Source organism: Anabaena sp. AL93 (assembly GCF_001672085.1).
GTDB lineage: Bacteria > Cyanobacteriota > Cyanobacteriia > Cyanobacteriales > Nostocaceae > Dolichospermum > Dolichospermum heterosporum.
In genome coordinates, this window is record NZ_LJOU01000129.1 from 1 (window position 1) to 12,407 (window position 12,407).

A 12,407-nucleotide genomic window follows, 5' to 3' on the forward strand; every position below is an offset into this window, starting at 1 on the left:
TTGCCGCCGTTGTCGAAGAAGTTGTAGCCGCCGTTGCCGCCGTTGCCGCCGCCGCCGCCGAAGCCGCCGTTGCCGCCGTTGCCGCCGTTGCCGCCGCCGTTGCCGCCGTTGCCGCCGTTGCCGCCGCCGCCGCCGAAGCCGCCGCTGCTACCGCTGCTACCGACGCCGCCGAAGCCGCCGTTGCCGCCGTTGCCGCCGTTGCTACCGCCGAGTCCAGCGTTGCCGCCGCCGCTGCCGCTGCCGCCGTTGCCGCCGATCGCACTGTTTTGACTCAAAATAACGTTGTTGAGGCTGACATTGCCATCGAAGATGAATAAACCGCCGCCCATACCAGCAGCACCACCTCCACCATTGCCTCCTTGAGCGCGTCCGTTGGTGATGGTGAGGTTGTTGAGGTTAACAGTTCCCGATTGGATGAATAAGGCACGCACGTCACCGCTATCGTTTATAACATTGTTGTTGGCATCACCGCTGATGCTGTTACCGTTGCCGACAATGGTGATGTTACTGTTAATGAAGCTCGTAGTTGCCGTCGCCCCTGTCAAACGGACATTGGTATTAAGGGAAATAGTGTCATCTCCCGCAATGGTGTTCGCCTGTTTAATGGCATAACTAAGAGTACCTGCTGTATCACCAAGTCCGTTATCAAGAGCAGTAGTGACGTTAAATGTTGCCATGATTGTTCTCCTTAAAGTAGGTTATTAACTGCTGATTGTTCTACTTGGCTGACTATGACATTAGCCAGACTATTGCTAGGATTTTGCCAAAAGGACAATCCTTGATATTGAGCAAATACATCCGGTGGTAGGATTGTTAATCGTGGTTGAAATTCCACTTTGGGACGCACATCATGAAGTCCTTTGGTGTTGAGGCGATTATCAAATTCGGAAGCTTGATATTCGACTTTTTCAAAGTCATGATCAAAGGGTTTTTCCCCAAGAAATTGATAAATTAAAGACAGTGTTTTATCAGGTGCTTGGGTTAATATGTCGTACTCCACCAAGAGTAATGAGGAACTGTGTTCACCATAAAATGCTTCTTTGAGGGCGTTATAAGCAAATCCGACTAATCTTCCTCCTTGACTCAAGGCTTCAGTGCGGGTGTAAACTGTGCCACGTTCGGACGGGTTATTAAACATCCGCGATACATCAAAGGCATTTTTTCTGATTAGCCTTTCGATGCTATCCATGATCCAAGCGACATTACGCACACAACAAATTACTTTTGAGCCAGGAAATAGCTCGTTAATTAATGACAATCTGCTACACCATTGTCGGTTGGTGTCAAAGATGATTTCTTTATCGGCTTGGGGCTGGTAATAAGCTGAAAAAATGCCCATGACTAATGCCCGTTTTTGTTCTGGGGAAATGAATACAGAAAACTCGTTGTCTTCGCTCATTGCCCCTAACATTTGATTAACTAAGGTACCAACTGGACTAGACATATTGGCGTGAAATCTAGGATTTTGCCGCAGCAAAGCTCCTAATAAGGTCGAACCTGAACGGGGCAGTCCAGAGATAAAGTGGATTTTTGCGGGCATTGGCGCAATATTTTGTAAAATTTCAACCAAGTAACTATACGGCATACTACCAACTGTACAACAAAGTATTGCTAGTTGTAAACAATTCTTAACTCAAGTAGCGTCTTTCACACAGGCTATACAGATAGTCATAGTAGTCTGTCAACCAGGGAACAGAGTTAAAAGTCGTTTGGTGTATGGGTTTTTAGATAAATTATGTATCTCATTCATTCAGGTGCATACCGCTATATAATTATTTAACTTTTAAATCTTTTAAATCTATTCACAAGCTTTAAAACCAATTAACATGAAACCATTACCACAGGCCACACTCAAGCCACAAAATAAAGTAAATCCAATAGAGCGATCGCACTCTGGAATATTCTTAGGGGATAAATGCTATTGGAATCCTGCTACTTTACCAAATGGTCACGTTGCTATAATCGGTACTTCTGGAAGTGGTAAAACTCAAACATTAAAAGCGATCGCCTATGAATTACCTAAATTATTTCCCAGTATAAAAAATATTATCATTGATTATCACGGAGATCAGCAACTACCGGGTGAAGTTTGCTATCCATTGAATATGGAATCACCCTATGGGATTAATCCATTAACAATTGATTTAGATACTAAAGGTGGTGGACCAGCACTGCAAGGAATAGCAGTAGCAGCAATATTGCGTAAAGCCTTGACAATGGGGAGCTTGTCCTGTGATGGTAGTGCATCCCACACTTTAGATTCCCAACCTGGTGGCATAAACTCAAGTTGCAACTGCTGAGAGTTTTGCAATTGATTTTTTTCAAGCTCCTGAACTCGCCTTTCTAATTCAGAATTTTCCTTAGCACCATAACTACCTGTCTTGCGAATTGATGGTAAAACTTCCTCAAAAACCCAATCTTGAAATTTCTCAGCAGATGGAAGATTGGATCTCATAACCAGTTGATATAATCCTGGTTCATTGATAAAAACTGGTTTTTTACCTGGTCTTCCTAAATCTAACTGTTGGTTATATTTAGCTGAAACACTATCCTGAACTGCTTTTGATGGATTTGTGTATCCCAAAGCCTTGGCAACTTGAGAAGCATTAAACCAAGGAGCGTTATCAATAATAACTACCTCAAGTGCCTTAGTTCCAAACTTAAAAAGTGATATATTAATCATGTTCATTGTGCATGAATGGACTACCAGTGAAACAGCCAATGGAGAATTTACGACGTTCTCCTTTGGTTCTGGTACTACAATTTTACAATATTTTAATATGAATAATAATATAAATACCTCTTTTTATATAGCAATAACAAAACCCTCTATAGCGTAAGAATCGCTCTTTAATTATAGTGAGAAATAAAATGTTATATTATTGATGATTCACGGTGTTTTAGTTTTGGTGAATTTTATGAAAAGTAATAATTTGGCAATAAATATCTTTTTTGCAATTGCGATACCTGCGGTGAGCTTCGCTATCGCACTATCAATAATTCTAGTGGGAAAACTCAAGCCACAGGATAACCCGGCTATTGCAGAAACCGCACCCAAAGTAGAAACTGTGACAGAACAGGAAGAATTACCAGATAATTCACTACAGAAAGACCGTCCCTTGAGAATGAGCATTTCTGTAGATAACCCGTCATTTTTAAAAGTACGGTTAAATGATGAGATTAAAATCGGGGATGTTATTTCTGACAACTCCATAGAAAGACAACGATTAGACCGTCAGAAAAAATCAATTAAATTACAGATAGAGAATTTAAACTCCAAAACGCTGATAGTCCCTACACCACCACCACCTACCCCACTACTAAGAAACTTACCACCTTCTACATTTAGTGAAGAATTAGCAGCCATATCACAATCCCAACTCAAGCTAAAACAGTCTAAAGTCATCCTAGCTAATCGTTCCAAACTGCTAACAACTGACAACCCAGAACGCCGTGCTGAATTTGAAAAGGCTGGTGCTAGTTTAGTGATCGCCTCCCAAAAGATTCAAGAACAGGAGCAGATGATTGTCGCCATGCAGGATATGAAAATGCAATCAGAGATATTGCAGCATGAACAATCTAAATTAAAAAAGTTGCATTCTGAATTAGAACAAGCTCGTTCAGAAGTTGACAGAGAACAAGCAAAATTAAATAATTCGGCTATTGTTCAAAGTCAGGAATTAGAACAACTACAAACTAACGTCAATTTAGCTGAATCAAATTTACAGGTAGCTACATCCAAATTAGAAGCTGCTAAAGTTAATCGCCAAATTCAAGAGTATCAAGCATCAGTTGAGGAAAGTAAGCGATCGCAGTTTGCAACCCAATCCAGGCAGGATTACGAGCGCTCACGATTGCAATATGAAGAGGCTACCAGAAACAAGGATTATCAGTTAGCACAATTGGGAATTTCATTGAGTGCGATCGAGGATAAATTAGCTGATATTCCGATTGTCAGAAGTCCCCGTAATGGGTATATTAAGAAGGTAAAACCTTGGGTTGGTAAAGATGGGAAATACCAAACTACTATTACTATTACTTCTAGAAAGTAAAATTACATGACACATCAAAATCAGTTTGAATTTGCAGGTGAAAATAAACCAACTAAAATTAGAACTATTACCGGAACATTCAAATATTGTAATTCTGGTACTCAAGAGGTAAAAACCGTTACTTGTTTATTCGATGAGAGAGCAGAAAAGTATGAACTAACAAAAGTTTATGTAGTAGAGTTTGGTTGTAAATTAGTCTTTTCTAAGTCTGACAATGAATTTTTAGTTAATGATTAGTTGTAACAATGAAATCTAAATTAATAGCATTATTTCTCGTATTATTTACCATAAGAATTGAAGCAGCACTATCGCAAACGACCCAACCCCGACAAACCACGACACAAACCACGACAAAGCCCGTCAATAAAACTCCGACAAGTCCGACACCAAAGCCTGTAACGCCTGTAAATAATAACATTGAGACTTCGACAGAGGAAACCGCAGAAGAAACAGAAGAACCAGTAGAGCCAGAAGAAGCTGAACAAAGAGCTAATGATTTAGATAATAAAATTTCCCCTAAGAATCAAAACCCTTTCTCAAAACCTGATATTGATAAGTTATTGACTCAGCAATTCAATGATGATATGTGGCGAATTATGCGGGGCGGTTTACCCTGTTTAGAAACTACATCAAGCTGTCTTGAGCAATTACAAAATAAATCAGTTACAGATTCACCATTACTAAAAGAACTTGATACCAGAATCCAAGAGGCAACTAGCAAAATAGATGAAGCTAGGTCTAAAAATGCTAAAACTGTCAGACTTTCGGTATTAACACCTGCTTTACAATATTTACTTGGTCCAACCCCGACAGCAGGACAAGCACAACCAGAAGGTAAGGGATTAATTGATAATTTATCGGGCATATTCAACGGCGAAACCGGACTAATTAACGGATTATTAAACGTCATCGGTGTACCCCTATTTATCGGCTCTCAGGGTGCAAATACAGAAGCTAATCGGAATGCGATCGCCATCTCCGACCTACAAATTAAAGTAGCCGAATTACAACGAGCGAGGGCGCAATTAGCAGATACTATCAGGGAGAAGGTAGCAGTAGCCTTAGTGAAATTCGACGAGGGGAGAACTGATTTTCAAATTGCCCAAGTTGTGGGAGCAAGAGCTATTGATCAATTTAAAGTATTTGAATTACGCTACATTCGTGGCAATAATGATACTGAGGGATATTTATCTAAACAATCTGAATTAGATAAAGTCAAGGCTAATACTTATGGTTCTTGGGGGAAAATGCGGCGATCGCTCTTTGAAATCAAGTTACTGGTATTAGGTGTCAAAGATGCGGAACTATAAAATGTGGGGAAATGCGGGGCGATCGCTTGTGGTAGTGCTTTGCGATTTCTTTGGGGCGATTCCTTTGGGGCGATCGCTCAAACTTCCCAACCACGACAAACACCGACAGAAAACTTCGTCAAACCCATTAATAAAACCCCGACAAACCCCGCGACTAAACCTATACCCCTTGCTAATAATGGAATAGAAACATTGAAAGTAAACCCTGTAGCGATCACGCAGCGCGACCTAGTAATCGCGCAGCACTCCATAATAATCGCTCAAACTTCCCAACAAATAAGCGATAGCGAAGCGCTCCGTAGGAATCGCATTCCCCACATCTCCAAAAGATGGTAAAAACTGTCATGTATATAAGCTTTTAAACACTTACAATACCGATTAAGAAATTTTAATAGTAAAAATGCAATATATTTTTACTCTCGTTGATAGAATTAATTAGTAAGCGTATACGCTTGGATTAGATGTGTATGAAGGTTAAAGCTATGTGATATAACATTTGTTTCATTTGTTTCTATCATGTCCCATTTTTGCTGTATCCCGGCTTTACCCCAATTCATCCGAGTTGAGGATTTTGGCTTGTCCATTGCCGTTTACCTTCATGGTAGATAAAACCCTTTATTTATAAGGATAACACTATTCTACATGAAACCAGGTTTCGTTGAGTAGGGGAGCGGAAGCGTTGCAATATCGTACTGGCTGATACAAGAAAGGAAGGTATTTTTTTTCAACTTATCATTTGCCCCACGCTATCATCAGGCTTTTAGGCTTTTTGTGCGCTAAGAAATCAGATTAATCGCACAAAGACTAGGGGAAGATTACTGACTTACTAACTTACTTAATGGTATGTTTTAGCTGAGGTATTGCAATATCCACCTTCATTTCGGTGATAAGAACAAACAAGAGAACACATTTTCCTTATGAAGAGTGTAAAGAATCTAAATGACTGAAGAGACTCCTCAATATTATCCAAAATTTGAAAATGAATCCAAAATTTGAAAATGAAGTCAAGAGTGCTGTCGTTGGTGAAAAAAACACCATCTACAACTACTTCTATTACAGTCAAGAGATAAAGACCTTGCCTGATAAGACGGGGGAAATTGATGAAGTTCTCCCTTGTCCTTATCGTGGTTTGTTTCACTTTGGTCCAGAGAATACAGAATATTTCTTTGGGCGCGAAAGCTTTGTGGAAACGCTGTTTCAAGCAACCCAGACCCATGATTTTATCCCCCTACTAGGCGCATCGGGAAGCGGTAAATCTTCGGTGGTTTTAGCGGGATTAGTCCCAAGACTGCAACAAACAGGGCATTGGCAGTTTACCCATTTCCGTCCGGGTGCCGATCCGTTTCATGGGTTAGCGTTGGCGCTGGTTCCCCTTTATCTCACAAATCAAGATGAGACAGACCGCATCGTCCAAGCGCGAAAATTAGCGAACCATTTGCGTCAGGGCGATATTCCCATAGCGGATGTTTTTGCCCAAATTCAACACAATTTCCCGAACGAACGGGTGCTATTGATTGCCGATCAATTTGAAGAACTCTACACGCTCTGTACGGAGGAAGTAACCCGCCGTAGTTTTCTCGATAAGTTAATTAATGCGTTTCCTAGAGGTGAACAGTCACATTCTGTAGGGTTGTTCGGTCGGTCATCCCGATTGGTGCTAACCATGCGAGCAGATTTTTTGAGCAATGCCCTTTCCTATCGTCCCTTTGCCGATGTCTTGCAAAATGCTGACCTGAAACTGGTCCCGATGAATCGGGATGAACTGACAGACGTGATTGCCAAACCTGCCCAAAAAATGGGGGTTACGTTTGAACCGTTACTGGTGGAGCGCATCCTCCAGGATGTGGAGAAAGAACCTGGAAATTTGCCCCTTCTGGAATTTGCCTTGACGGAGTTGTGGCAGCGGCGACAGGGAAACCAGTTAACCCATATAGCCTATACCGAAATTGGCGAAGTGCAGGGGTCAATAGCCCGCCATGCTGATACAAGTTATAGCAAGTTGAATCCAGCAGAACAGCAGCAAATGAGGCGTGTTTTCATTCAATTAGTGCGCCCAGCTGAAGGTGCAGAAGATACGCGGCGGCTGGCAACTAAAGCAGAATTGGGAGATACAAATTGGGAACTGGTGAGCAAACTGGCGAATGATCGCTTAGTGGTCACCAGTCGTAGTGAAGAGGGACAGGTGGAGACAGTGGAAGTGGTTCATGAGGCTCTGATTCGCCATTGGGGGGAACTGCGGGGTTGGATGCTAACTGACAGGGAATTTCGCGCTTGGCAGGAACGGCTGCGGGGGGCAATGGCTCAATGGCAGGAGACACAAAGAGATGAAGGCTCTTTATTGCATGGGGCGGCTTTGGTAGGAGCTGAAGAGAAGCTGAAGGAACGGCCAAATGACCTTAGTGAACCCGAACAAGACTTTATCCGTGAGAGTCTTTTTGCAAGAACTCGAATCGAAAGGGACCAAAGGCAAAAAAGACATTTTTTACTAGCAGTATTAAGTGCAGCTTTGATTTTAACCTCTACTGCTGCCATCATTGCCTACAGCAATTTTAAACAAACCCAACTAGCTCTTGAAAAAGTTCGCGATGAGCAGCTCCTGGGAGATCGAATCCTCCAATTGGCAAGTAATCGTGACTTACCATCTCCACCCTACACAATTGACATTCTTGCCAGACGCTATGAAGGAGAGAGATCTGACCATATTGGCACAGATTTTATGGGCGGTGTCTACTACGGTATTTATAGGATTAAGGCTGGTCCTCAAATGGATGACTACTTAGCATTCTTGAACCGTTGGAATCCACAATATTATGGCAAGCTGATGGCCGCCGGTGGGGGGATGGCTGCTATGAGGCGAGAAAAGCAATTTATTGAAGTCTGGAGAACCCTAGGAAACGATCCTTTGAGTTCGACTAATTTCTCAATATTACAAACAGATTTTATAACACAAACCAGTTACAAAATTCTTATTGCAAACTTGGAATCAACACAGGTAGTAACCAATTGTAAGGGATCTCCGTCAGTGGGCATTGATGTCAAAAAACACACAATGGCTTTGCAAGCTGTGATATTTTCCATTGCAGTTCAGTATGGCTCCAGGACGTGTTTAGTACAGGAAGCATTAGGGGAGCTTGGCAACATTTCCAAGCGTACTGACGAGGAGATCATCACCCAGCTATACAAGTTCCGTGATAAGTTAGAAGTCTATTTTCCAGGCATTCAATCACGTAGCACCAACTTCGCAAGGTTAATCCGAGAAAGAAATCATTGGGAACAGAAAGATGCAAAATATATCCTTAGTAAAGAACACCATCTTCATAGCTCTCCTCCTTTTTACAATTAGCCTCATTTTCACATTTGAAACATTTGATGCGAAGACAGTTCAGACAAAACCTTGCTCTTTGGTAGCGCCAAAGTATTATTCTAAAGGAAGTAATGTCGTTTTTGAAATCTCGATCAATTGCGATTCAGTTCAATTGAGTGGGAAACCATTTCCTGTCGGTGCAGATATTCTTGTCGGTTTGACTGTCTATGCAAAGCCTAACGTGAATTACGTTCTCAGTGACTCCAGCGACAGAATTCTAAAAGCGAGTCCGAAGATTGTCACTGCTCTTAAAAGAGCAACGCAGTCAAAGTCTATCCTCGTTGCTGGTGCCCCGAAATGGATCGTACTGAAAGATTCAGACTCGGACTCATATGACTTCGACACCAAGATCGTCCGGATTGAGAAATCGAGCAAGCAAATTTCGGTGATGTTCCAAGGCGATAAGAAAACTATTGCTGGAAAGCAGCACTTACTTTTTGCAATTTGGTCGGCTTCTGATCGCAAATCATGCAACAAAAGAGACAAGTATAAACGTTCCGGCTGCACAATGTATGGCTACGTTATTGGAAGTGACGCTGGTGTTCGCCCCATCGCTGCTTATCCTGGTCTAGAAATCAACCATATATCTGATGACTGGTTTGAGGAACGCTGGATTGTCGAGCGATTTCGTTAAGATTATTGGAGACCCGTTCCGATGTTACTTCTCGCCGAGATAGTTGTAATTTTGCTTTGGGTGCGTATAACTGTCTTCTGTGCCCTAAACATCTGGTACTGGTGGGCAAAAGTGCCTAAAGATAGCCTAATTCATCCCCAAAGTCAGATATCAGTAATAGTCCCGGCATTTAATGAGGAAATGCACATCAAGCGAACTTTGATATCCTTACTTGAGCATGAGCCAAAACCCTGGGAGATAATCGTTGTAGATGACGGATCTACAGATATGACGGCGGAGATTGCTCGAAGACACCTCACAGGCATCGACCGGGCAAAGGTGATTGAATTACCTGTAAATATGGGCAAGGCCGAGGCACTTAATATAGGCATCCAAGCCGCAAGCTGTAATTTTATTGCAACTATTGACGCAGATACCCGCCTCGATCAATATGCACTTGAATCTGCAATTACAGCGATTACTGAGAGACAGGCTGATGCAGTAGCATTCTATCTTGATGTTGATAACCAACTCGGATTTCTCGAGGCATTGCAAAGGCAGGAGTACATGACCTCCATGAACTTCGAGAGGATGGGACAGGACGCGATCGGTGCAATTTCCATCCTCCCTGGTGCTGCCACATTATTCAGAAGGGAATTGTTAGTGGCAAATCCTTTCAGCGCACGTACACGTACCGAAGATGCAGATCTTACTTTGAGCCTTGCTAAACAGGGATTACGCATTGTACTGGCTGAAAAAGCTGTTGCGCGGACTATTGTACCTGCTACGTGGGCAGATCTAGTTGCACAGCGAACACGCTGGATTGCAGGCCATTTAGAATGCTGCGTATTTCACGTAATACAGAAAGGAAGCGCTAAATGTTACTTTCGCGCCATAACTTTGCCGAATTTTGCCATCTCGACTTTTACAGTATTGGTTGGACTTTTAGCACTCGCGGCTATTTTGGTGGGTGGCCGCACCACTTTTTTGAGAATGGAGTGGATCGATGCTGTCAAAATCTCTATTGCTTTGGTCTACGCCCAAAGGGCTATCGCTTGGCTACTTACAGGCATGATTCGGACTCGAGTAGATCACTTTCTGCTTGAGCCGTTATTTACAAATTTTATCAACACATTCTGCTTTATACGAGCCCTTTACTCACTTGGTATGCGAAGTTGGGGTAGATAATGTTGTAATTTGATAAATTAACTTTGAATTCCTTACCGAGTTTTTTTACTGGAAAACCAACGCCTTAACGTTCTCTAAACCTTATCAGTGAAGCAGTAAAGAAAATGTTCGTTTGTTTTACTTTTATAGTTGCAGATAATCCTGGTTCACACCGATGATTGCAGGTTGGTTGCAATTAATCCTGGCTGAAGCACAATTATAATTGCATTTAATCCTGGTTTGTTAAGGTCTTGATTGCAGGTTTGAGCGATTAGTATTGCAGTTTAGAGAACTCCAATTGTTAGCCAAATTTGTTTTCCATTTTGTTGTTATCACCAACTTGAGCGGCCTTGACTTCACCTTGAAACACTACATTGTATTTACCACCTGCTGACTCTTCCGGTTTTACCTGTTTGAGCAACTCCTGAGCTAACTTAATAATTTCCTCGTCCTGACCAGCGCCAGCTTCGGCTAATTTCTTTTTAAGTGCTGCATCATAGATTTCCGGGTCTGTTTCGTGTTCTTCCAAAACCATTTGCGCTTTGGGTTCACTTTCAAACTTCTTTTTAATCAAGGTTTTCAACCCCTGATAAGCATCTTTAACCGCTGTTCCTGCGATATCCTTAGCAGCAGCGATCGCACCAGCGCTTAAAGCAGCAATAATCAGAGAAATAGGGTCCATAGTTAGTTAGGGAAAATACTGATTTTCAACATCTACATTATCACAAAACGTAAAATCTGCCACTGATTCTCTCAAAAGACACTTTGGTGACAATTTACGTTATGCCCAAACAAGCGATCGCTACAGATCGCTACAGTCGCCGCAGACATCTCCAAAAGATTATAAAAACTCTCATGTACATAAGCTTTTAGACACGTATATACAGATTAAGAAATTTTAATAGTAAAAATAAATTTTCCTGAAATTTGTTTTCTTTGATATAGTATGATTGTAATCGGTAGTCAATTTTTCAATCATGCTTCATAGCTCTTTGAAGAATGATAACCCTTGATTACAAGTATAAATCAAAACTCCCAAACTGTCTTGTAAACAATTTGAGAGCTTAGAAAATTTAAAACCTAGCAAAACCAGCTTTCTACTTAGTCCAAGTCCCGAGAAAACTAATCTAAGTAAAATGTCTGGATCACCGGACTAACGACCATGAGAACTGATTCATGGCAGTCTTATCTTTTGATTATAGACTGCAAATTACAAAAGTGTAAACATTTTTCTTCTAATTCTTGCCAACCCATTGCAATTAGTGGGGGTGTGGCATGAATAAAATACTAGAAACCTTTGATATTAGGAACTTCCTAGACAGACTCACTCCCAAGAAAAGCAAAAATAAATACATTTGCCCAGTCTGTGAAGGTTCATTAACCGTAGATATTAAAACTGGTAAGTACCAATGTTGGGCAGATCCTGGCAACAAACAGCATTTAAAAGATATCAGAGAAGCTGTTAATCCTTTAGAAGATGCTTTAAAACAAGCGGGTATTGACAACGGCAGAATCAACTACCAAGAGATCATCCCTGCCAAAAAACCAGATCCGTTACCAGCACCGTTACCCCAAAACATTGAATTAGCCAAATTACCCGCTCCTGGTGTTATTCCTCAAAAGAAACATAACAGTAGAGGATCACAAATCATCTATACATACTCAGATGCACAGTATGTAATTAGATACGAATTTAGAGAAGATGGTGAACAGAAAAAGCTCACCATTCCTTACCATCTGGATATTCTTGGTAACAGTATTAAAGGAATTGGTGACAAACCCTGGCCTGTTTACCATCAAGAAGAAATCATCAAACATGGTCAAGGCCAATTTGTCTTAGTAGTTGAAGGGGAAAAATGTACTGATGCTGCTAGACAACAAAATTTACTTACCACTACCTT

Annotated in this window: 10 protein-coding genes and 3 pseudogenes; 9 read left to right on the plus strand and 4 right to left on the minus strand. The window is 41.5% G+C overall.

Translation table 11 applies throughout. From position 1 onward, the window contains the following. Together AN486_RS24110 and AN486_RS24115 are read right to left on the minus strand one after the other, a co-directional pair. A pseudogene (locus tag AN486_RS24110) lies at positions 1-677 on the minus strand (hypothetical protein); the annotation flags it as partial. Between the two features lie 11 nt (positions 678-688). Then, entirely contained in the window at positions 689-1,585 is an 897-nt protein-coding gene (locus AN486_RS24115) for a sulfotransferase (RefSeq protein WP_290602815.1), read from the minus strand. A gap of 241 nt (positions 1,586-1,826) precedes the next feature. On the opposite strand from AN486_RS24115, the pseudogene AN486_RS24120 reads away from it, so the two are divergent. After that, positions 1,827-2,057 (plus strand): annotated as a pseudogene (locus AN486_RS24120) (DUF87 domain-containing protein); the annotation flags it as partial. A gap of 59 nt (positions 2,058-2,116) precedes the next feature. On the opposite strand, the gene AN486_RS24125 reads toward AN486_RS24120, so the two are convergent. Beyond that, the gene (locus tag AN486_RS24125; protein WP_290602816.1) at positions 2,117-2,689 is read right to left on the minus strand and encodes a Bro-N domain-containing protein; all 573 of its coding nucleotides are present in this window, start codon (positions 2,687-2,689) and stop codon (positions 2,117-2,119) included. A 229-nt stretch (positions 2,690-2,918) separates the two neighbouring features. Between AN486_RS24125 and AN486_RS24130 the strand changes: the two genes are divergently transcribed. The 7 genes from AN486_RS24130 (at position 2,919) to AN486_RS24160 (ending at position 10,527) form a co-directional block, all read left to right on the plus strand. Continuing rightward, positions 2,919-4,052 carry a hypothetical protein gene (locus AN486_RS24130; protein WP_290602817.1) on the plus strand — a complete coding sequence of 378 codons (1,134 nt, stop codon included), beginning with the start codon at positions 2,919-2,921 and terminating at the stop codon, positions 4,050-4,052. 6 nt (positions 4,053-4,058) lie between these two features. Beyond that, a complete protein-coding gene (locus AN486_RS24135) occupies positions 4,059-4,289 on the plus strand; it encodes a hypothetical protein (RefSeq protein WP_039203723.1) in 231 nt (76 codons plus the stop codon). A gap of 8 nt (positions 4,290-4,297) precedes the next feature. After that, positions 4,298-5,362: a hypothetical protein gene (locus tag AN486_RS24140; RefSeq protein ID WP_290602818.1), complete on the plus strand. Its 1,065-nt coding sequence runs from the start codon at positions 4,298-4,300 to the stop codon at positions 5,360-5,362. 3 nt (positions 5,363-5,365) lie between these two features. After that, positions 5,366-5,698 (plus strand): hypothetical protein, encoded by a 333-nt coding sequence (locus AN486_RS24145; protein ID WP_290602819.1) that lies wholly within the window; start codon positions 5,366-5,368, stop codon positions 5,696-5,698. A gap of 643 nt (positions 5,699-6,341) precedes the next feature. Further along, positions 6,342-8,705: a hypothetical protein gene (locus AN486_RS24150; RefSeq protein ID WP_290602820.1), complete on the plus strand. Its 2,364-nt coding sequence runs from the start codon at positions 6,342-6,344 to the stop codon at positions 8,703-8,705. Beyond that, complete coding sequence (locus AN486_RS24155; protein ID WP_290602821.1) at positions 8,644-9,360, plus strand: hypothetical protein; 717 nt, start codon at positions 8,644-8,646, stop codon at positions 9,358-9,360. Before AN486_RS24150 ends, AN486_RS24155 begins: the two co-directional genes overlap by 62 nt. 21 nt (positions 9,361-9,381) lie before the next feature. Beyond that, positions 9,382-10,527, plus strand: a complete 1,146-nt coding sequence (locus AN486_RS24160) for a glycosyltransferase family 2 protein (protein WP_290602822.1) — start codon at positions 9,382-9,384, stop codon at positions 10,525-10,527. A gap of 280 nt (positions 10,528-10,807) precedes the next feature. Here the strand turns inward: AN486_RS24160 and AN486_RS24165 are convergent, their stop codons facing one another. Continuing rightward, a complete protein-coding gene (locus tag AN486_RS24165) occupies positions 10,808-11,188 on the minus strand; it encodes a hypothetical protein (RefSeq protein ID WP_290602823.1) in 381 nt (126 codons plus the stop codon). A gap of 593 nt (positions 11,189-11,781) precedes the next feature. Here AN486_RS24165 and AN486_RS24170 point away from each other — a divergent pair. After that, a pseudogene (locus AN486_RS24170) lies at positions 11,782-12,407 on the plus strand (hypothetical protein); the annotation flags it as partial.